The organism is Streptomyces sp. NPDC001663 (genome assembly GCF_042893105.1).
Lineage (GTDB): Bacteria > Actinomycetota > Actinomycetes > Streptomycetales > Streptomycetaceae > Streptomyces.
This window is the reverse complement of sequence record NZ_JBIAUR010000007.1, coordinates 289138-310409: the sequence shown is the minus strand read 5'-3', so window position 1 is coordinate 310409 and position 21272 is coordinate 289138. Positions and strand designations below refer to the sequence as shown.

Below are 21272 nucleotides of genomic sequence, written 5' to 3'. Positions count from 1 at the left end.
GAGACATTGAAGAGCACCGTCACCGCCGAAGAACAGGAGCTACGTCACCATGCCCCGCCACTCGGAGACCAAGTACCGCTTCGCCACCGCGTTCCAGCGCCGCCTCAACCCCGTCATGCGCCGTCTGCCGCTCCAGACCGTGCTGGAGACGACGGGTCGCAGCTCGGGACTGCCCCGTCGGACGCCGGTCGGCGGGCGCCGGGTCGGTGACTCCTTCTGGCTGGTCTCCGAGTTCGGGGAGCGGTCCCAGTACGTCCGCAACATCAAGGCCGACCCGCGGGTACGGGTCCGGCTCCGGGGCCGCTGGCACACCGGCACGGCCCATCTCCTGCCGGACGACGACCCGATCGCCCGTCTGCGGGCACTGCGCTCGATGAACAGCGTGGCGGTACGGGCGATCGGGGCGGGGCTGCTGACGGTGCGGGTGGACCTGGAGGACTGACGTTCCCTCGAACGCCTTCCGGCAACCGGCGGAAAGCAGGCGATCCGGAAGAAGACACCGCACCCTGGAGTCGGCCTTCAAGAAAGCACACGCGACGAACGGGAGCAGCTGATGGCGGGAGCAGTGATCATCGGAGCCGGCCCGGGCATCGGCCTGGCGGTGGCGCGGCGGTTCGCGCGCGAGGGTCTGCCCGTCGCACTGCTGGCCCGTACCCAGGAGACGGTCGAGTCGGCGGCGGAGGCGGTACGTCCCCTCGGTGTCCCCGCGCTCCCCCTGACCGCGGACAGCAGCGACGAGGCCGCCCTGTGCGCCGCCCTCGACACCGCGGCGGCGGAGTTCGGCGTGCCGGACGTCCTCGTCTACAACGCCGCCGTCATCCGCCCCGACACCGTCGGCGAGCTCCCCCTCCCCGACCATCTGCACACCTACGCCGTCAACGTCCTGGGCGCCCTGACCGCCGCCGCCCACACCGCGCCCGCGATGGCCGCGCGTGGCGCGGGCACGTTCCTCGTCACGGGCGGCATGCCCGAACCGGATCCGGCGTACGTGAGCCTGTCGCTGGGCAAGGCCGGCGTACGGTCCCTGGTTTCCCTGCTCGACCTGGAGTACGGCCCGTCCGGAGTCCACGTGGCCACGGTCACCGTGACGGGAGCGGTGGCCCCGGGCACGGCCTGGGACCCCGACGACATCGCCGACCGCTACTGGCGCCTGCACACCCAGCCGCGCACGGAGTGGGAGCGCGAGGTGCTGCACTGACGGCCGGTCAGCCCGGCCACACGATCGCCTGCACCTCGCTGTACGCATGCAGCGCGTACGACCCCACGTCCCGCCCCACCCCGCTCTTCCTGAACCCCCCGAACGGCGCCTCCATGTTGCGGCCGACCGTGTTCACCCCGACCCCGCCGGCCCGCAACTGCCGCGCCACGCGGAAGGCGCGGGCCACGTCGCCCGACCAGACGTAGTCGATGAGCCCGTAGTCGCTGTCGTTCGCCAGGGCGATCCCCTCGTCCTCCTCGTCGAAGGGGATGACGACCACGACCGGTCCGAAGATCTCCTCGCGGGCCACGCGCATGTCGTTGGTGCAGTCGGCGAGGAGGGTCGGGGCGACGTAGAAACCCCGGTCGTGCGGCGGGCGTTCGCCGCCCGTGACCAGCACCGCGCCTTCCTTGCGGCCCAGTTCGACGTACGACTCCACGCGCTCCCGGTGGGCCGCCGAGATCACCGGGCCGACGACCGTGTCCGGTCGCCTCGGGTCGCCGATCTTCAAACGGCCCGCGTATGCCGCCAGTTGCTCGACAAGTCGGTCGTACACACCCCTCTGCGCCAGCACCCGCGTCGGCGCCGTACAGATCTGGCCGCTGTAGAAGGAGAAGGTGGTGCCGATCCCCGCCACCGCGGACCCCACGTCCGCGTCGTCGAAGACGACCGCCGCCCCCTTCCCGCCCAGCTCCATCAACTGGCGTTTCATGGACCGCCCGCACACCTCGCCGATCCGCAGCCCGACCGCCGTGGAGCCGGTGAAGCTCACCATGTCGACGTCGGGGGAATCCACGGCCGCCTCGCCCACGGCGGTCGAGCCTCCGGTGACGACGTTCACCACGCCCGGCGGTGCGCCCGCCGCCTCCAGGGCCTCCGCCATGCGGTAGACGGACAGCGGGTCCTGCGGGGCCGGTTTCACGACCACCGTGTTGCCCATGGCGAGGGCGGGAGCGATCTTGCCGGCCGGGTTCGCCCACGGGTTGTTGTACGACGTGATGCAGGTGACGACCCCGACCGGCTGCCGCACGGCCAACGCGCCCATCACGCCCGCCCTGCCCATCGGCCCGGCCTCGTTGATCTGCGGCGGGATCGCCCACTCCGCGGGCTCCACGCGCGCGTACCGCCGGAAACGGGCCACGCCCACCCCGACCTGCATCGCCCGAGCCGTCCCGGTCGTCGCCCCGGTCTCCGCCTGGGCGAGTTCGGCGTACGGCACGAAACGGCTGCCGATGATCTCCGCTGCGCGCCCCAGCACCGCCGTCCGTTCCTCGGGCGAGGTCCTCGACCACGGCCCGAAGGCCTCGCGGGCCGCGGCACAGGCCGCGTGCACCTGATCCCGCGAGGCCTCCGGTGCCCACCCGACGGTCTCCTCGGTCGCCGGGTCGACGACGGCGTAGCGGCCACCGTCCGGCTCGACCCACGAACCGCCGACGAACAGCCGCTGACCGTCGGCCACTTGGCTCACCTGGTGCTCACCGTCCTCGTGTCCCGCCCGGAGCGCAGCACCTTCCCCGGTACGGCCCCGCTCACCACGTCGTCCCGGATCGCCTCCACCCCGTTGACCCAGACCGCCCGCACCCCGACCGCCTTGGCGTCGAGTCGCGGACTGTCACCCGGCAGGTCGTGCACCAGAGTGGCCGAGGCCGCGTCGATCCGTTCCGGGTCGAAGAGCACCAGGTCCGCATGGAACCCCTCCTCCACCCGGCCCCGCTCCCGCAGCCCGAACAGCCGCGCCGGGTCGTCGGTCAGCATCTTCACGGCCTGCTCGAGACCGACCAGCTTCCGCCCGCGCAGACAGTCACCGAGGAAGCGAGTCGTGTACGGCGCCCCGCACATGCGGTCCAGATGCGCCCCGGCGTCCGACCCGCCCAGCATCACGTCCTCGTGCTGCCAGGTCTCGGCGCGCAGGGCCCAGGACGCGGGGTCGTTGTCGGTGGGCATGGGCCACAGGACCGTACGGAGTTCGTCGGCCGCGCAGATCTCGACCAGGCAGTGGAAGGGGTCCTGCCCGCGCTCCTGTGCTATGTCACGTACCACCCGGCCCGTGAGCCCGGCGTTCGCCTCGCTGTACGTGTCCCCGATGACGTACCGCCCGAAGTTCACGAGCCGCCGGAAGACACCGGCCTCCTTCGACTCGGCGCGGCGCAGCATCTCCGCCCGTACGTCCGGGTCGCGCAGCCGGGCGATCCGCTCCGGCACGGGGAGTCCCAGGATCGGCCCCCAGCCCGGTATCAGGTTCAGCGCGCAGAAGGTGCCGAGGGACATGTTCATCGGAGTGAGGATCGGCATGGTCAGCGCGACGACCCGCCCGCCGGCCTTCCGCGCCTGCTCGCTCGCGAACAACTGCCGGGGCACGCGCTCGGGGACGGCCGCGTCGATGGTCAGCACGTTCCAGTTCAGGGGACGCCCGGCCGCCGCGCTCATCTCCACGAACAGATCGATCTCGGCGTCACTGAACTGATCCAGACAACCCGCGACGATCGCCTCGATCTGCGTCCCCTCGTGCTCACCGACGGCCCGGGACATGGCCAGCAGCTCCGCCGGCTGCGCGTGCCGCGAGGCGACCGGCTTCCCGTCGCCGTCGGAGTGGGTCGACGACTGGGTGGTGGAGAACCCCCAGGCCCCGGCATCCATGGCCTCGTGCAACAGCCGTACGATCGCGGCCAGTTGCTCTTCAGTGGGCTGCCCACCGACGGCATCGGCCCCCATCACATACCGCCGAAGCGCACAGTGCCCGACCATGAACCCGGCGTTGACGGCGATCCGCCCCTCAAGGGCGTCCAGATACTCCCGGAACGAACTCCAGCTCCAGGGCGCGCCTTCCTCGAGGGCGACCAGCGACATGCCCTCGACCTTGGACATCATGCGCCGCGTGTAGTCGGCGTCGTCGGGACGGGACGGATTCAGGGGCGCGAGCGTGAACCCGCAGTTCCCGGCCGCGACCGTGGTGACCCCGTGGTTGAGGGAGGGCGTCGCGTACGGGTCCCAGAACAACTGGGCGTCGTAGTGCGTGTGCGGATCGACGAAACCGGGGGCGAGGACGAGCCCGGCGGCATCCTCCCTCGTCCGGGCCTCCTCGGTGACGATCCCGATGGCGGCGATACGGCCGTCCCGGATGCCGACGTCGGCGGTGTAGGCGGGCGCGCCGGTCCCATCGACAACGGTGGCGCCCTTGATGAGGTGATCAAGCATGGGGTGACCTCCTGACTCCGGGGGATGTCCCCGCAACGGCGATCAAGCAGCAGCCCGGAACCGGCTCGTCCGGTGAACAGGATCCGTGTCGATCTTCGGAATCACGTGCTCCCCGATCAGCCGGATCGTCTGCAGCGTCTCCTCCTTCGGCACCCCCACCGGCAACCCGAAGCTCAACTGATCCGCCCCGGCCTGCTCCCACCGCTTGCACTGCTGGAACACCTCGTCCGGATCCCCGCAGATCAACAGCTCCTCTTCAATGAGGAGTTCGACGAACTCGGCGGTGTACTCGGGCAGCGTCTCCGGCCAGACAGGGAACCCCTCGGGCCGCGGGAACGTGTCGTGGTACCGGAAGACGAGTGACGGCAGGTAGTGCAGGCCGCCGTTGACGGCGATCTCGATCGCCTCGGCATGAGTGGGCGCACAGATCGCCGTCGTCGTCACCATCACGTTGTCGTTGACGAACTCCCCGACCGGCTCCGCGTTCACGACCGCCGTCTTGTACTGCTCCAGCACCCACTCCATGTCGGACACCTTCTGGATGCTGAACCCGAGCACCCCGAGCCCCTTCCGGGCGGCCATGGCGTACGAGGGCGGCGACCCCGCCGCGTACCACATCGCCGGATGCGACTTCCCGTACGGCTTCGGCAGGACCTTCCGCGGCGGCAGCTGCCAGTGCTTGCCCTTGAAGCCGACGTACTCGTCCTGCATCCACATCTTCGGGAACTCGGCGATCGTCTCCTCCCAGATCTCCTTCGTGTAGTTCATGTCGGTGATGCCGGGAAGGAACCCGAGGATCTCGTGCGAGCCGGCACCCCGCCCGCTGCCGAACTCGAACCGGTTCCCGGACAGGTGGTCGAGCATCGCGACCTTCTCGGCCACCTTCACCGGGTGGTTGACCTGGGCGAGGGGGTTGAAGATGCCCGACCCCAGGTGAATGCGCTCCGTCGCGTGGGCGAGGTACCCGAGGAACACATCGTTGGCGGAGAGATGCGAGTACTCCTCCAGGAAGTGGTGCTCGGAAGCCCACGCGTACTTGAAGCCCGACCTGTCCGCCTGGATGACGTACTCGGTCTCCTCCATCAGCGCCTTGTGCTCGGCGAGCGGGTCGGTCTCGGCGCGCTTGCCCACGTATCCCTGTACAAAGAGCCCGAATTCCAAGACCGTTCACCGTCCCCGGTTCCGATGGTTTCTGACGCTCCGTCAGTTTCGATGGCCAGACTGTCGCACCACCCGCTTGGCGGGTCAATAGCTGATGGGCAGTCAGATATGTCGTCGTCCGTGTTCAGAAGACGCTGACCCCCGCCAGCCACCCGCCGTCGATCACGAACGGCTGCCCGGTGATGTAGGACGAGTCGTCGGAGGTCAGGAACAGCGCGAGCCGGGCCACCTCCTCCGGCCTCCCGATCCGCCCGAGCGGCACGAGCTTGCGGTACAGCTCGTCCAGCGCCCGGCCCGTCTCCTCGGCGTCCGCCCTCGGGTCCAGCTGGGCCGGGTTGGACATCGCGGTGTCGATCGCGCCGGGGCACATGGCGTTGACCCTGATGCGTCGGTCGGCCAGTTCCAGCGCGGCGACGCGGGTGAGGCCGAGGATGGCGTGCTTGGTGGCGGCGTACGTGCCGACGGCCGCCATGCCCGTCACGGCCGTGTAGGAGGCGGTGTTGACGATCGTGCCGCCGTCCTCCATGACCGGCGCGACGGTCTTGATGCCCAGGAAGCAGCCGACCTGGTTGACCCGTACGACCTGCATGAACTCGTCCAGAGGCGTGTCGACGAGGGAGTTGAAGCGCAGGATGCCGGCGTTGTTGACGAGGCCGTCGATGCGGCCGTACGCGTTCTTCACGGTGCTCACCGCGGACCGCCACTGGCCCTCCTCGCCGACGTCGAGGTGGACGTAGCGGCCGCCGATGTCGTGTGCGAGGGCCTCGCCCTGGTCGTCGAGGACGTCGGCGACCACGACCTCGGCCCCTTCCGCTCTGAACAGGCGGGCCTCCTGCTCCCCCTGTCCGCGCGCCGCTCCGGTGACGAGGACGACGCGTCCGTCCAGCTTGCCCATGCCGTAACTCCTCAGAGGTCGGGGGCCACTTCCGCCCCGAAGGCCGCCATCTGGTCGGTGAGCTCGGTCCGGCTCCGGCAGCGGAACCGCACCTGGATCTGGTGCACGCCCATCTCCCCGTACGCCCGCAGGGACTCGGCGAGTTGCTCCGGACCGCCGGTGAGGGTGCGGCGGCCGACGTCCCACGTGGGCGCGCCGAGGTAGAGGGGTTCGGTGATGGCGCCGATGGTCGGCGGGTCATCGATGCCGGCCTCGGCACGGAGCCGTTTCAGCCTGGCGATCTGATCGGGCAACCGATCCCGCGGATCCCCCTGCGGCAGCCACCCGTCCGCCTTCAGCGCGGCCCGGCGCACGGCGGCCGGCGAGGAGCCGCCGACCCACAGGGGGACGTGCTCCTGGGCGGGCCTCGGCCGCTGCCCCAGGCCCTCGAAGTCGTAGAGCTTGCCGTGGTGTTCGGGGAACTCCTCCGGGCCGAGGGCGGCCCGCAGCGCGTCGATGCACTCGTCCAGCACGGCCCCGCGCCGCTCGAAGTCCACCCCGAGCGCCTCGAACTCCTCCTGTACGTGCCCGGCCCCGACGCCGAGGATCAGCCGCCCTCCGCTGAGGTGATCGAGGGTGGCGTACTGCTTGGCGGTGACGAGCGGGTGCCGCAGGCCCACGACGGCCACATGGCTGAGCAGCCGGACGCGCTCCGTCACGCCCGCCAGGAAGGCGAGGGTGGCCACGGGGTCGTACCAGACCGTGCTCATCGCGGCGGCCAGGCGGCGCGGGACGGCGACGTGGTCGCAGCTCGCGACGTAGTCGAAGCCGGCGCGGTCGGCGGTGCGGGCGATCTCGGCGAGGTCGTCCGGGCCGGCCGTCGCCTCCCAGGGCTCGGCGTAGATCGTGCTCTGGGACTGGACGGGCAGTTGTATGCCGTACGTCAGGGCGGTCATGGCCGCCAGAGCCCTTCGGGGGTGAGCCCCAGCAGGTCGATGGCGTTGCCGCGCACGATCCGCTCCACGACCTCCGGGTCCAGGTGGCCCATCTGCGCCTCGCCGACCTCGCGGGACTTGGGCCAGGTGGAGTCGGAGTGGGGGTAGTCGGTCTCGTAGAGGACGTTGCCGAGGCCGATCGCGTCGAGGTTTTTCAGCCCGAAGGCGTCGTCGAAGAAGCAGCCGTAGACGTGCTCGGCGAAGATCTCGGACGGCGGGCGGTGGACCTTGTCGGCGACGCCGCCCCAGCCGCGGTTCTCCTCCCACACCACGTCGGCGCGCTCGAGGATGTACGGGATCCAGCCGATCTGGCCTTCCGCGTACATCACCTTGAGGTTCGGGAAGCGCTCGAACTTGCCGCTCATCAGCCAGTCGACCATCGAGAAGCAGCAGTTGGCGAAGGTGATCGTCGAACCGACCGCGGGCGGGGCGTCCTTGGAGGTGGACGGCATCCTGCTGCTGGAGCCGATGTGCATCGCGACGACCGTGCCGGTCTCGTCGCAGGCGGCGAGGAAGGGGTCCCAGTCGTCCGAGTGGACGGAGGGGAGGCCGAGGTGCGGGGGTATCTCGGAGAAGGCGACGGCGCGGACCCCGCGGGCGGCGTTGCGCCGTACCTCCGCGGCCGCGAGTTCGGCGTCCCAGAGGGGGATGAGGGTGAGGGGTATCAGCCGACCCTGCGCGTCCGGGCCGCACCACTCCTCCACCATCCAGTCGTTGTAGGCCTGGACGCAGAGCAGGCCCAGTTCGTGGTCCTTGGCCTCGGTGAAGGTCTGGCCGCAGAAGCGCGGGAAGGTCGGGAAGCAGACGGCGGACTGAACGTGGTTGACGTCCATGTCGGCCAGGCGCTGCGGGACGTCGTAGGAGCCCGGGCGCATCTGCTCGTAGGTGATGACCTCGAGTTTTATCTCGTCCCTGCTGTAGCCCACGGCGGTGTCCAGGCGGGTGAGGGGCCGCTGGAGCTCCTCGTACAACCACCAGTCGCCCAGCGGTCCTTCGTCGCCGGGGGCACCCATCACGGGGCGGAAGCGGCCGCCGAGGAAGGAGATCTCCTTCAGCGGGGCTCGGACCACGCGTGGGCCGGTGTCGAGGTACTTCTTCGGCAGGCGGCTCTGCCAGACGTCGGCGGGCTCCACCGTGTGGTCGTCGACGGAGATGATCAGTGGGAACTCGGTCTGCACTGTCGTCTGGGTGTCCATGGCGGCCACGGTAGCGCCGATCTGACGGTCCGTCAGCTATGCGGATGCGGGCTTCTTTCTGCTCGGGTCTGTGCGGCTGCAGCCATCAGCGGCTCCGCCGCGGGGTGCGAAGACCACGTGAGGGCCTTGTGATATCCCGCGCGCCTGCCTGTGACCGTGCCCTCCACAGCTGACGCATCGGCCGTCGACAAGGCAGACTGACGGAGTTGCTCACTGTGTCTAAAGGGGACGGCGATGGACGTACCGCGAGTGCCGGAACAGAGGCAGCGTCCTGACTCCTCTGCGGAGTCGGAGGCGCTGCGCTTCGGTGTGCTCGGTCCGGTGCGTGCCCGGCGGGGCGAGGAGCAGCTCAGCATGGGCTCCCCGATGCAACGTGCGCTGCTCGCCGCCCTGCTGCTGCGCGAGGGCCGGATGGCGACCGCGGCCGAGCTGATCGACGCCCTGTGGGGCGAGGAGCCGCCCTCGCAGGCGCTGGCGGCGGTGCGGACGTACGCCTCGCGGCTGCGGAAGGTACTGGACCCCGGCGTCCTGGTGAGCGAGTCGGGCGGGTACGCGGTGCGGGGTCTGGCCGAGGGGGCCCTGGACCTGGCGGTCGCGCAGGAGCTCGCCGCCGAGGCGGAGAAGGCCCGGGGCGCCGGAGACCTGTGCCACGCCCGCGAGGTGCTCGGCCGCGCGCTGGCGCTGTGGGACGGGGAGGTGCTGGCCGGCGTACCGGGGCCGTACGCGGAGGCACAGCGGGTCCGCCTGGAGGAGTGGCGGCTCCAACTCCTGGAGTCCCGCCTGGACATGGACCTGGAGCAGGGCTGCCATGCGGAGGCGGTCTCGGAGCTGACCGCGCTCACCGCGGCCCACCCGCTGCGCGAGCGGCTGCGCGAACTGCTCATGCTCGCCCTGTACCGCAGCGGCCGCCAGGCGGAGGCGCTCGCGGTGTACGCGGACACGCGCCGGCTGCTGGCGGAGGAGCTGGGTGTGGACCCGCGGCCGGGGCTCAGGGAGCTGCAGCAGCGGATCCTGCAGGCCGACCCGGGTCTCGCGGAGCCCTCCGCCCCGCAGGCCGAACCGGCCGCCGCCCCCGTCCGCCCGGCCCAACTCCCGGCCACCGTGCCGGACTTCACGGGCCGCAAGGCCTTCGTCAAGGAACTCAGCGAGGTGCTCGCCACCGCCGAGGGCCGTGTGATGGCGGTGTCGGCGCTCGCGGGCATCGGCGGCGTCGGCAAGACGACCCTGGCCGTGCACGTGGCCCACCAGGCCCGGACGTCCTTCCCGGACGGCCAGTTGTACGTCGACCTGCAGGGCGCGGGATCGCGGGCGGCGGAGCCGGAGACGGTACTGGGCTCCTTCCTGAGAGCCCTGGGTACGGCCGACTCGGCGATCCCCGACTCCCTGGAGGAACGGGCCGCGCTGTACCGCTCGGTGCTGGACGGCCGCCGGGTCCTGGTGCTGCTGGACAACGCGAAGGACGCGGCGCAGGTTCGTCCGCTGCTGCCGGGCACCGAGGGCTGCGCGGCCCTGGTGACCTCCCGCGTCCGCATGCTCGATCTCGCCGGTGCGCATCTGGTGGACCTGGACGTGATGTCCCCGGACGAGGCCCTGTCCCTCTTCACGAAGATCGTGGGCGAGGAGCGGGTGGCGAGCGAGCGCGAGGCCGCCCTGGACGTGGTCGCGGCGTGCGGCTTCCTGCCGCTGGCCATCCGGATCGCCGCGTCCCGCCTGGCGGCCCGCCGCACCTGGACGGTCTCGGTGCTCGCGGCCAAGCTCGCGGACGAGCGCCGGCGCCTGGACGAACTGCAGGCCGGCGACCTGGCGGTCAAGGCCACCTTCGAGCTGGGCTACGGCCAGTTGGAGCCCGCCCAGGCCCGCGCCTTCCGCCTGCTGGGCCTGGCGGACGGCCCGGACATCTCGCTCGCGGCGGCCGCCGCGGTCCTGGACCTCCCGGTGGAGGAGACCGAGGACCTGCTGGAGTCCCTCGTCGACACCTCCCTGCTGGAGTCGGCGGCGCCCGGCCGCTACCGGTACCACGACCTCGTACGGCTCTACGCGCGTGCGTGCGCCGAGCGGGACGAGTGGCCGCCGAGCGGGCGGGACGCGGCGATGTCGCGGCTGCTGGACTTCTATCTGGCGACGGCGGCGGGGGTCTACCTGATCGAACGGCCGGGGGACCGGCTGGTGGACCATCTGGAGCGCGCCGAGTACCCGGGACTGACCTTCTCCGACCGGCACGCGGCCCAGGACTGGCTGTACTCCGAGGCCGTCTCCCTGCTCGCGTGCGTACGCCAGTCGGCGCGGCCCGAGACGATCCGGCGCGCCGTCGACGTCCTGTGGGCTGCGGTCGACCTGGCGGAGTCGGGCGCCAACTCCAGGGAGTACGAGGCGGTCGCCGAACGACTGCGGGAGGTGGCGCGCGAGGCCCAGGAGCCGCGCGCCCAGGCCCGGGCGCTGATCACCCTCGCCTACGCCCACAGCCTCACGGGCCGTTTCGACTCCGCCGACGAGGGGGCCGCCCAGGCCCACGAACTGGCCACCGGCTCCCAAGATCGGCTGGCCGACTGCTGGTCGTCGAACATCCTCGGCGTGATCGCGATGTACCAGAGCCGCTATGAGGACAGCGAGCTGCACTTCACCCGCGCCGTGGAGAGCTTCCGTGCGGTGGGGGACCGTTCGGGAGAGGCGAGCGCCCTGTGCAACCTCTCGCGCACGCACCTGGCGACCGACCGCACCGAGAGCGCGGTGGCCCTGGCCGAGCAGGGCACCGCGATGTACGACGACATGGGGCACGACCTGAAGGGCGCCAACGGCCGGTATGCACTGGGCCTCGCGCTCACCAGCAGCGGGAAGCTGGCCGAGGCGACCGAGTGCCTGCAGCAGGCCCTGCGGGTGTTCCAGGAGAGCCGGCAGCGCCTGTGGGAGGGGATGACCCTCTTCCGCCTCGCCGAGCTCGACCTCGCGGCCGGACGCCCCGCCCAGGCGGCGCCGAACGCCGAGACGGCGCTGACGCTGTTGCGCGGTATCGGCGGCGAGTGGCGGCGCGGCAACGTCCTCACCGTCCTCGGGCGCGCCCTCAACGGCATCGGCCACCTCGACCGGGCCCAGGTGTGCTGGCGTGAGGCGCTGGACATCTTCGAGACGCTCGGGGCGCCGGAGGCGGACGAAGTGCGGAGCCTGCTCAAGCCGCAGGCGGTCGCCTGAGCCGCCCGGGCGGACACGTTCATCGTTCGTTTATCGCGGCCAGGCATTGTTTTCCGTGCCGGGCCGTCGCGTCGGGGGGCAGACGGAACGGCAGGTGGCCGCGCCGTAAGGTGAACCGGCCTCAGGATCCGTCCGGCAACCCTCGGGGGAGTTGCCGGGCGGGTCTTGCCATCCAGGGCACGACTTCAGGGGAGACCGCGAGATGAGCGACCAGAACAGCACCGACAACATCCACGTCACGGACGAGCCGCTCACGGCGGCGGCCACCGAGGACACCGGCACGGTCACGACGGACAACATCCACGTCACGGACGAGCCGCTCACGGTGACGGCCAAGGACACCGGCAAGGTGACCACGGACAACATCCACGTCACGGACGAACCCGCCTGATCGGACCACCTCCAGACGGGGATCGGCCGCGGTGGCTCGGAGGGGGAGCCACCGTGGCCGCCGTGTCTCAGGAGCCCCGCAACTCCCCCTTGACCACCTTCCCGCTCGCGTTCCGCGGCAGCTCCCCCACGAACTCCACCTCTCTCGGCACCTTGTAGTTGGCCATCTCCCGCCGGGCCCAGGCGATCAGGTCGTCCGAGGTCATGGACGAATCCGCCCGGCGCACCACGTACGCCTTGCCGACCTCGCCCAGCCGCGCATCCGGTACGCCGATGACCGCGACGTCGGCCACGTCCGGGTGCAGGCCCAGGAGTTGCTCTATCTCCGCCGGGTAGGCGTTGAAGCCGCCGACGATGTACATGTCCTTGATGCGGTCGGTGATCCGCAGGTTCCCGGACTCGTCCAGCACACCCACGTCCCCGGTGCGCAGCCAGCCGTCCTCCGTCAGCACGTCCGCGGTGGCCGCCGCGTCCTCGTAGTAGCCCCGCATGACGTTGAAGCCGCGCACCAGGACCTCGCCCGGCTCGCCGGCCGGCGCCTCGACCCGGACCTCCGTGCCGGGGATCGCCCGCCCGGACGTCGACGCGATCACCGGCAGCGGGTCTCCGCGCCGGCACATCGTCACGATGCCGCTCGCCTCCGAGAGGCCGTACGCGGTCAGCACCGTCTCCACGCCCAGCTCCCCGCGCAACTGCTCCACCAGCCTGAGCGGCACCACCGCCGCGCCCGTCACCACCAGCCGCAGGGCCGACAGATCGTGCGTGTCCCGCGCCGGGTGGTCCAGCAGTGACTGGTGCAGGGTGGGCGGGCCCGGCAGCACCGACACCCGTTCCGCCGCGATGTTCGCGATCGCCGTGCCGACGTTGAACACCGGCTGCGGGATCATCGTCGCGCCGCGCATCAGACAGGCGATCACCCCGGCCTTGTAGCCGAAGGTGTGGAAGAAGGGGTTCACGATGAGATAGCGGTCGCCCTGCCTCAACCCGGCCAGGTCGCACCAGACTTCGTACGCCCGCAGCGTCTGCGCGTGGGTGATCACCGCGCCCTTGGGACGGCCCGTCGTACCGGACGTGAAGACGATGTCCGACGGCCAGGAGCCCTGCACCGCCGAGGCCCGCGCCCGGACCGCCGCCTCCCCGACCCCGTCCCCGCTCGCCAGGAAGTCCTTCCAGGTGCGGTAGTCGGCGGGTGCGTCGTCCGACAGCACGACCACCTGCTCCAGGTCCGGCAGCCCCGGCCCCTCCGCGACCGCGCGGCGCAGCGAGGCCACGTACGAGGTGCCCAGGAAGGTGCCGGTCACGAACAGCAGCCGGGCCCCGCTGCGGCGCAGCACGTCGGCCGCCTCCGTGCCCTTGAAGCGGGTGTTGAGCGGGACCAGCACCGCCCCCGCCGAGACCGCGCCCAGCGCGGACACGATCCAGTCCAGCGTGTTCGGGGCCCAGATCCCGACCCGGTCGCCCGGCGCGATGCCGTTCGCCATGCACGCCGCCGCCGACCGCTCGACGCGGGCGCCGAGTTCGGCGTACGAGATCCGGGTACGGCCCTCCACCACCGCCTCGACGTCCGGGTACCGCTCGACCGCCGACCGGACCAGTCCCGGAATGCTGCCCCACTCCAGATCACCGCGCACAGCACGCCTCCCAACCCCGGAGCTGACTACCCGTCAGATTAGCTGTACCCTGACGGCCTGTCAGCAGCCCTTCAGCAGCGTGGAGGTGTGCGCATGGCCGCGATCAAGGACGCCACCGCGATAGTCGGCATAGGCCGGACCCCTTTCGCCAAGCACCTCCCCGAGGACGAGAAGACCCTCGCCTGCCGCGCCGTCCTCGCCGCCCTCGACGACGCCGGCATCGCACCCGGCGAGGTCGACGCGCTCGCCTCTTACACCATGGAGGAGACGGACGAGGTGGAGCTGGCGAAGGCGGTCGGCTTCGGCGACCTGACCTTCTTCAGCAAGGTCGGCTACGGCGGCGGCGGTTCCTGCGCCACCGTCGCGCATCTGGCCGCCGCCATCGCCGCCGGCCAGGCCACGGTCGGTGTCGCCTGGCGCTCCCGCAAGCGCGGCAGCGGCCCCCGCCCCTGGACCAACACCACCGTCCAGCTCCCCACCCCGGCCCAGTGGACCCGCCCCTTCGGCCTGCTCCGCCCCGCCGACGAGATCGCCATGCTCACCCGCCGCTACATGCACGAGTACGGCGCCACCCGCGACCACCTCTTCAACGTCGCCCTCGCCTGCCGCAACCGCGCCAACCAGAACCCGGCCGCGGTGATGTACGAGCGCCCCCTGACCCGCGAGATGTACATGACCTCCCGCTGGATCAGCGAGCCCCTCTGCCTCTTCGACAACTGCCTGGAGACGGACGGGGCGTTGGCCTGCGTGGTGGTCAGCAGGGAGCGCGCGCGGGACTGCAGACAGTCGCCCGTCTATGTCCACTCCGCCGCGCAAGGGCTCCCCGCCCAGCACCACGGCATGGTCAACTACTGGAACGACGACCCGCTCACCGGCCCCGCCTGGACCGCCGCCCGACACCTGTGGAAACACGCGGACTTCACGCCCCAGGACGTCGACGTGGCCCAGATCTACGACGCCTTCACCGCCCTCATCCCGCTCTCCCTGGAGGGCTACGGCTTCTGCGGTCGCGGCGAGGGCGGGGCGTTCACCGAGCAAGGGGCGCTGGAGATCGGCGGCCGACTGCCGATGAACACCAGCGGCGGCGGACTCAGCGAGGCCTACGTCCACGGCTTCAACCTCATCAACGAGGGCGTCAAACAGTTGCGCGGCACCAGCACCGCCCAGGTCCCGGGCGCCGCCACCTGCCTCGTCACCGCCGGTGAAGGGGTCCCCACCTCCGCCCTCCTGCTGAGGAGTTGAGCGACGATGCTGACCCCCGTCACCGACACCGACGGCGCCCCCTTCTGGGGCTACGCCCGCCAGGGCGAACTCCGCGTCCAGGCCTGCGCCGACTGCGGCGAGCTCCGTTTCCCGCCACGGCCCTGCTGCCCACACTGCCAGTCCTTCGAGAGCGAGTGGCGCCCGGTCTCCGGCCACGGCCGCATCTGGTCCTACGTCGTCCCCCACCCGCCCCTGCTCCCCGCCTACGCCGAGCAGGCCCCGTACAACGTGGTCGTCGTCGAACTCGCCGACGCCCCCCGCATCCGGCTCGTCGGCAACCTGGTCGCCGAGGCCGGCGCACGCCTCGACTCCGTCCCGCCGGAACGCATCCGGATCGGCGCGAAGGTGCAGGTCGTGTTCAGCGGCGACGGTCTCCCCCAGTGGGTCCTGGAGCGACCGTGACGACCACCGTGGACCTCACCGCCGACAAGGACACCGGCGTCGCGACCGTCACCCTCGACCGGCCCGAACGCCTCAACGCGATCGACCTCACGATGCGCGACGAACTCTGCGAAATCTGGCGGGAGTTGCGGTTCGACGACACCGTACGAGCCGTCGTCCTCACCGGCGCCGGAGAGCGAGCGTTCAGCACGGGCCTCGACCGGGACTCGGTAGTGCCTCAGCCCAACTCCCCCTATATGGCGGACGATCCGCTCCTGCGCGTCGGCCCGAAGTCCAACGACCTCTGGAAACCGGTGATCGCCGCCGTGCGGGGCATGGCCTGCGGAGGCGCCTTCTACCTCCTCGGCGAGTCCGACTTCCTCGTCGCCGACACCACCGCCGTCTTCTTCGACCCGCACACCTCCTACGGCATGGTCAGCGCGTACGAGTCCGTGCTGATGGCCCAGCGGATGCCGTACGGCGAGGTCGCGAGGATGATGCTCATGGGCACGGCGGAACGGCTCTCCGCCGGGCGCGCCCACGACATCGGCCTGGTCTCCGAACTCACCGAGCCCGGCGGAGCGTTGGCCGCGGCGACCGAGTGCGCGACCGTCATCGCCGGTTACCCGCCCGAGGGCGTCCAGGGCACCGTCCGCGCCCTGTGGGCGGCGAAGGAGGCCGCCCTGGCCGCCGGGTTCGCCCAGGCACCGCACCTGGTCTCCCTGGGCAATCTGCCGGCCGGACGGCAGGCGGAGCTTTTCAACGGGCGGCGGGCCGGGGAGTTCCGGGTGCGATGACTACGAGCCGTACACCTCGGGATCGACCTCGCAGTGGTCGACCTGGTCGATGAGGCTGGAGTAGAGGTGGACCTTGACGGTCGCCCTCCCCTTGGCGGGCACCTCGACGTCGGCGGTCTTCTGGACGAGCTCGTTGTTCTGGGCGTCCTTGAAGGTGACGTCGACCCAGTAGTCGACCTCGCGGCCGTTCGGGTTGCTGACCTCGACCGTCGCGTAGGGCTTCTTCTCGGTCGCGCAACTCAACAGCTTCGCCGTGCCGTCCAGCGTGCTGCTGTTTCCCGTACTGGACGAAGTGGGCGTGGAACGGTACGTGGGCCGGCGGGTGTACGAACTCCCGCCGCTGCTGCTGCCACTGCTGCCGCTGCTGCCGTAGCTGTCGTCGTCATCGTCGTCGTAGGAGCTGTCGTACGACCCGCCCCCGGACGTCGACGACGAGGAACTGTCGTGATCCTGGCTGGAACTGCTGCACCCGCCCCCACCGCCGCTCCCGTGCCGGCTGCTGCTGTGGTGCCGCCCCTTCGAGAACCCGGTCAGAGCCAGGACCACCAACGCGATGACAGCTGTGAACTTGAGACTGCGCCCCCGTGCGATCATGCCGCAACCCTAGGCCCTGTCCGGCGGATCATGTCGGCGTCGCGGGCCCTGGCACGCACTCCCCCACTGCCCTAAAGGCGTGGGGGGACCCCCAGCCGCGTTGTCGTCAGTCGCCGACGCTCCGCGTCGACGCCCTCCTCCGCCTTGCAGCTGCACGCACCAGACCCCGCTCGGGGCGGTCGAGAGGCACTGTCTCCTGCAAGCCGACCTGATCCGCCGGACAGGCCCTAGCCATCACCTGTCACGGCCATGTCACCGCATGGCGACCACCGCGCCCCCGGCGTAGCGTCGGGGTGGGCGGCCGCCGTCCGCACCCTTCCGTGCACTTGGTACGACGGCCGTCACCAGCGGCCAGGCCCTAGGCGGTCCGGGCGGTTCCCGTCCCCTTCTCCGCGTCCAGCGCGTACACGCAGCGGTCCTTGCTGCACGCGTACACGACGCCGTCCTTGACCACCGGCGCCCCGGTGATCTCGCCGCCGGTCGCGAGCTTCCAGCGCAGTCGGCCGTCGTCGGCCTTCAGCGTGTACAGCAGGTGGTCCGTCGAGCCGAAGTGGATGCGGCCCTCTGCCACCGCGGGCGCGCCCACGATGTCGCCGCCCGCCTGGAAGCGCCACTTGGGCGTGCCCGTGACCGCGTCCAGGGTGTACAGCCCCTTGCCGCTGCCCACGTGCACATGTCCCGCGGCGACCAGGACGGGGTCGATGGACGACCGGGACTCCGTCGCGATGCGCCAGCGGTCGCGGCCGTCGGTGGCGTCGAGGGCGTAGACCGTGCCGAGGTAGTCGGCGAGGTAGATGCCGCCGCCGGTGACCGCGGGGCCGGGGGCGAAGGCGGGCGGGGAGAGAAAGACCGCCGGGGCCTCGAAGTGCCACTTCACATGGCCGCTCGCGATGTCCAGGGCCAGGACCCGGGTGCCCGCCGACACGTACACATAGCCGTCCGGCGCGGGCGACACCCGTACCGGAACGCCGCCGCAGGAAGCCGCGTCGCCGATCGGGTAGGACCAGCGCTCGTCGCCCGTGCGGGCGTCCAGGGCGCGCAGGCGGGCGTCCTGCCAGACGTACACCGTGCCCTCGTGGACGGCGGGCCCGGCCTCCGGGGACTCGAAGTCGGTCTGGGCGCCGGTGAGCTCCCACAGCTTCTGGCCGTTCGAGGCCTCCCAGGCCTGGACACCGCCGCCGCGCGTGCCGGTGACGACCGTGCCGCGGTCGGCCTGGAGCGAGTACACCCACGCGTCCGTGGACAACCGCCACAGGTCCGCGCCCTCACGGCAGTCCAGCGCGAACAGCGTCGGCCCGTCCGAGGCGTGGATACGGCCGTCCGCGACCGCCATCGACCAGGCCACGTCCCGCGTCTTGAAGCGCCGGCGGCCGGTGCCGACGTCCAGGGCGTGCACCTCGAAGGAGGTGACGTAGACGAGGTCGCCGGCGACGGAAGGCGTACCCCACACGTCGTTCGACATGCGAAAACGCCACGGGCGCCAGCCGCTCGCCGTCTCCGGGGGCACGGGCGACGGCGACGGTGCGACGGCGTCGGTGCCGTTGACACCGGGGCGCGGCTTGGACCAGGAGGCGGCCAGGGCGGCCTCCGGCGGCGGCGCCTTGACCGCGGCGGCCCGGACGTCGGAGACGCGGGGGCCGGGGCCGATGGGCACCTGGGCGCCGGCCAGCCGGACCGGGCCGGAGTCGGGGCCGCCGACGGGGACGGGCGCCGGGACGACCGGGTCGTGCGAGGGCGGGGGCGGCACCGGAGCGGGGCGGGCACCGCCGCCGCTGCGGCCGCCGCCCTGGCCGGGCTTGGCCGCAGGGCGGCCGTTGCGGCGCGACTCGATGAGGCCGACCGCCTTCTCGGGCAGCCACGCCGACGCCGTACCGCTGTCGTCGGAGCCGGAGCCGAAGAGGTGGGGGGCCAGCTGGGCCTGGAGGTCGGCGGGGTTGGGGCGGCCCGTCGCCTCCATCTGCATCAGGGACTCGATCAGCGGGCGCAGCTCGTCCGGGAGGCCCTCCAGGTCCGGGCCCTCGCGCAGCAGCATGAAGACGGTCTCGACCGGGTTGGCGCCGTGGAAGGGCGGATGCCCGGTGGCGGCGAAGACGAGCATCGAGCCGAGCGAGAAGACGTCGCTCGCGCCGGTCACGCTCCGGGAGTCCTTGGCCTGCTCCGGCGACATGTAGGCGGGCGTACCGACGGCGACGTTCGTCATCGTCAAACGGGTGTTCGAGACGCCGGACGCGATACCGAAGTCGATCACCCGGGGGCCGTCCTCCACCACGAGGACGTTGGACGGCTTGAGGTCGCGGTGGACGAGTCCGGCGCCGTGGATGGACTGCAGCGCCTCCGCGACACCCGCCGCGAGCCAGCGCACCGCCTGGGCCGGGAGCGGCCCGCACTCGTTCACTATCTCCTCGAGGGAGGGCGCGGGGACGTACGCGGTGGCCAGCCACGGCACGGCCGCACGCGGGTCGGCGTCCACGACGGCCGCCGTGTAGAAGCCGGAGACGGCGCGGGCCGCCTCCACCTCGCGCGTGAAGCGGACGCGGAAGAGCTGGTCCTCGGCGAGCTCGGTCCGGACAGTCTTGATCGCCACGCGCCGGCCGGACGCCGAGCGCGCGAGATAGACCAGCCCCATGCCGCCGGCACCCAGCCGTCCCAGCACCTCGAACGGCCCGATACGCCGCGGATCGTGCTGCGTCAGCTGATCCACCACTTGCCTGCCACCTCCCCGTACAAGCCGCGCCATTCCACATATGTACGCGACCCCGTGCAGCGTCTCACCACCGCACCGCCATGGCGGCACGCACCCCGATTCTTCCTGTCCCGGGCACTGGTTGCGAACCCGGGGGCGAATCAGGGTGTCTCATGCCAAAAACGGATGTTTCACCGCTCGACCGCCCACCTGACCCGCTCCAGTACGGCGAACGACGCCCCTTGATTGTCCGTGACGACCGCCACCTTTCCGTACGACGTCTCGAATGGTGGTGCCTGGACGCGCCCGCCGAGCCGGTTCACCGTCCTGAGGGCGGTCTCACACTCCTCGACCGCGAAGTGGACGAGGAAGTGGGGCGGCATTTCGGCCGGGAAGACGTCCGAGACCGCCGCGCGGCCGAAGTCGGGCCTGGCGTCCGGCCCGAACAGGGCGTCGTGGAAGAGGTCGCCGTAGAAGGTGTTGGCGGTCTCGGTGTCACGGGCGTACAGCTCGGCCCAGCCGAAGGTGCCGATCTCGTGCCGCTTGCCGAAGCCGGGGTGGCTGCCCGGCTCCCAGAGACCGAAGACGGCGCCCTCTGGGTCGGTGACCAGCGCGGCCAGGCCCAGGTCGCCGACCGGTACGGGTGCCGTGACGACCTGGCCGCCGGCCGCCCAGACCCGGTCGGCCAGCGCCTCCACGTCCGGCGTCGCGAAGTACACCGTCCATACCGTGGGCAGCCGCCCGTCCGTCTTGCGCGCCAGCGCGGCGACGGGCTCCCCCTCGCGATGCGCCCACACGGAGCCGCCGTAGGCGTCCTCGAAGGTCCACCCGAAGAGCTCGCCGTAGAACCGCTTGCCCGCCTCCACATCGGGAAGCTGCGCGTCCACCCAGCAGGGGACGCCCTCTCCGTATGCGGATGCCCTGTTTTCGGCCATACCGCCAAACTAACGGCGACTCACGCACCCCGCAGGACCAGGCACACCCGCCCCTCCTCACTCATGCACCCCATTTGCAGTCGGCCGAATCGCGCTCCGATCACCCCTCGGTAAGCTGACGGCATGACAGGACAAGTGCGTACCGTCGACGGCCGCGTGGCCGGTCGGCGTGGGCAGGCGACCCGGCAGAAGCTGCTCGACTGCCTCAGCGAGATGCTCAGCTCCTCCCCCTATCGGGACGTCAAAGTCATCGATGTCGCCCGGAAAGCGGGTACTTCACCCGCGACCTTCTACCAGTACTTCCCGGACGTCGAGGGCGCCGTCCTGGAGATCGCCGAGCAAATGGCCACCGAGGGCGGGCAGTTGACCGCACTGCTCGAGGGCCGGTCATGGGTCGGCAAGGCCGGCTGGCAGACCGCGCAGGAACTCGTGGACGGTTTCCTGGAGTTCTGGCGCAAGAACGACGCCATCCTGCGCGTCGTCGACCTCGGCGCGGCCGAGGGCGACAAGCGCTTCTACAAAATTCGCATGAAGATCCTCAACTCGGTGAACAACTCCCTCACGGACTCGATCACCGAGCTGCAGGCCAAGGGCAGGGTCGACAAGGACGTGAACCCGGCGGCGGTCGCCGGTTCGCTGGTCGCGATGCTCGCCGCGGTCGCCTCGCACCAGAAGGGCTTCCAGACGTGGGGCGTCAAGCAGGCCGAACTCAAGCCCAATCTGGCGCTGTTGGTGCACCTGGGTGTGACCGGCAAGAAGCCGACCAAGTAATCCGGCGCCAGTCCTGTCTGGC

18 protein-coding genes are annotated in these 21272 nt (G+C 71.2%); 8 read left to right on the top strand and 10 right to left on the bottom strand.

Annotated features, from left to right (window positions below; all coding sequences use genetic code 11):
* Positions 1–49: 49 nt before the first annotated feature.
* Positions 50–442, top strand: coding sequence for a nitroreductase/quinone reductase family protein (locus ACFY1L_RS23985; protein WP_388827755.1), 393 nt, complete (start codon positions 50–52; stop codon positions 440–442).
* A 111-nt stretch (positions 443–553) separates the two neighbouring features.
* Positions 554–1198: an SDR family NAD(P)-dependent oxidoreductase gene (locus ACFY1L_RS23980; RefSeq protein ID WP_388827752.1), complete on the top strand. Its 645-nt coding sequence runs from the start codon at positions 554–556 to the stop codon at positions 1196–1198.
* A gap of 7 nt (positions 1199–1205) precedes the next feature.
* On the opposite strand, the gene ACFY1L_RS23975 is transcribed toward ACFY1L_RS23980, so the two are convergent.
* The 6 genes from ACFY1L_RS23975 to ACFY1L_RS23950 all read right to left on the bottom strand — a co-directional run bounded on the left by ACFY1L_RS23975 (position 1206) and on the right by ACFY1L_RS23950 (position 8619).
* Complete coding sequence (locus tag ACFY1L_RS23975) at positions 1206–2666, bottom strand: aldehyde dehydrogenase family protein (RefSeq protein ID WP_388827749.1); 1461 nt, start codon at positions 2664–2666, stop codon at positions 1206–1208.
* The gene (locus tag ACFY1L_RS23970) at positions 2663–4393 is read right to left on the bottom strand and encodes an amidohydrolase family protein (RefSeq protein ID WP_388827746.1); all 1731 of its coding nucleotides are present in this window, start codon (positions 4391–4393) and stop codon (positions 2663–2665) included. The genes ACFY1L_RS23975 and ACFY1L_RS23970 overlap by 4 nt, the downstream gene beginning before the upstream one ends.
* Before the next feature lie 42 nt (positions 4394–4435).
* The gene (locus ACFY1L_RS23965; protein ID WP_388827743.1) at positions 4436–5554 is read right to left on the bottom strand and encodes an LLM class flavin-dependent oxidoreductase; all 1119 of its coding nucleotides are present in this window, start codon (positions 5552–5554) and stop codon (positions 4436–4438) included.
* A 124-nt stretch (positions 5555–5678) separates the two neighbouring features.
* A complete protein-coding gene (locus ACFY1L_RS23960) occupies positions 5679–6449 on the bottom strand; it encodes an SDR family NAD(P)-dependent oxidoreductase (protein ID WP_388827740.1) in 771 nt (256 codons plus the stop codon).
* 11 nt (positions 6450–6460) lie between these two features.
* Positions 6461–7384: an LLM class F420-dependent oxidoreductase gene (locus ACFY1L_RS23955; RefSeq protein ID WP_388827737.1), complete on the bottom strand. Its 924-nt coding sequence runs from the start codon at positions 7382–7384 to the stop codon at positions 6461–6463.
* Complete coding sequence (locus ACFY1L_RS23950; protein WP_388827734.1) at positions 7381–8619, bottom strand: amidohydrolase family protein; 1239 nt, start codon at positions 8617–8619, stop codon at positions 7381–7383. Before ACFY1L_RS23950 ends, ACFY1L_RS23955 begins: the two co-directional genes overlap by 4 nt.
* 234 nt (positions 8620–8853) lie before the next feature.
* On the opposite strand from ACFY1L_RS23950, the gene ACFY1L_RS23945 reads away from it, so the two are divergent.
* Positions 8854–11805: a BTAD domain-containing putative transcriptional regulator gene (locus ACFY1L_RS23945; protein ID WP_388827731.1), complete on the top strand. Its 2952-nt coding sequence runs from the start codon at positions 8854–8856 to the stop codon at positions 11803–11805.
* A 202-nt stretch (positions 11806–12007) separates the two neighbouring features.
* A complete protein-coding gene (locus ACFY1L_RS23940; protein WP_388827728.1) occupies positions 12008–12196 on the top strand; it encodes a hypothetical protein in 189 nt (62 codons plus the stop codon).
* Between the two features lie 67 nt (positions 12197–12263).
* Here the strand turns inward: ACFY1L_RS23940 and ACFY1L_RS23935 are convergent, their stop codons facing one another.
* Positions 12264–13826, bottom strand: coding sequence for a FadD3 family acyl-CoA ligase (locus ACFY1L_RS23935; protein WP_388827726.1), 1563 nt, complete (start codon positions 13824–13826; stop codon positions 12264–12266).
* Positions 13827–13919: 93 nt separating this feature from the next.
* Here ACFY1L_RS23935 and ACFY1L_RS23930 point away from each other — a divergent pair, with 93 nt between their 5' ends.
* The 3 genes from ACFY1L_RS23930 to ACFY1L_RS23920 are packed head-to-tail and all read left to right on the top strand — an operon-like array spanning position 13920 to position 16267.
* Complete coding sequence (locus ACFY1L_RS23930; RefSeq protein ID WP_388827723.1) at positions 13920–15068, top strand: lipid-transfer protein; 1149 nt, start codon at positions 13920–13922, stop codon at positions 15066–15068.
* A gap of 6 nt (positions 15069–15074) precedes the next feature.
* Positions 15075–15491, top strand: a complete 417-nt coding sequence (locus ACFY1L_RS23925) for a Zn-ribbon domain-containing OB-fold protein (protein WP_388827720.1) — start codon at positions 15075–15077, stop codon at positions 15489–15491.
* On the top strand, positions 15488–16267 hold the full coding sequence (locus ACFY1L_RS23920; protein ID WP_388827717.1) for an enoyl-CoA hydratase/isomerase family protein: 780 nt from the start codon (positions 15488–15490) through the stop codon (positions 16265–16267). Before ACFY1L_RS23925 ends, ACFY1L_RS23920 begins: the two co-directional genes overlap by 4 nt.
* Here ACFY1L_RS23920 and ACFY1L_RS23915 read toward each other — a convergent pair whose 3' ends face one another.
* The 3 genes from ACFY1L_RS23915 to ACFY1L_RS23905 form a co-directional block, all read right to left on the bottom strand.
* Complete coding sequence (locus ACFY1L_RS23915; RefSeq protein WP_388827714.1) at positions 16268–16861, bottom strand: hypothetical protein; 594 nt, start codon at positions 16859–16861, stop codon at positions 16268–16270.
* A gap of 358 nt (positions 16862–17219) precedes the next feature.
* Complete coding sequence (locus tag ACFY1L_RS23910; protein ID WP_388827711.1) at positions 17220–19565, bottom strand: PQQ-binding-like beta-propeller repeat protein; 2346 nt, start codon at positions 19563–19565, stop codon at positions 17220–17222.
* A gap of 170 nt (positions 19566–19735) precedes the next feature.
* Entirely contained in the window at positions 19736–20479 is a 744-nt protein-coding gene (locus ACFY1L_RS23905) for a VOC family protein (protein ID WP_388827708.1), read from the bottom strand.
* A 123-nt stretch (positions 20480–20602) separates the two neighbouring features.
* Between ACFY1L_RS23905 and ACFY1L_RS23900 the strand changes: the two genes are divergently transcribed.
* Positions 20603–21250, top strand: coding sequence for a TetR family transcriptional regulator (locus ACFY1L_RS23900; RefSeq protein WP_388827705.1), 648 nt, complete (start codon positions 20603–20605; stop codon positions 21248–21250).
* Positions 21251–21272: the final 22 nt, after the last annotated feature.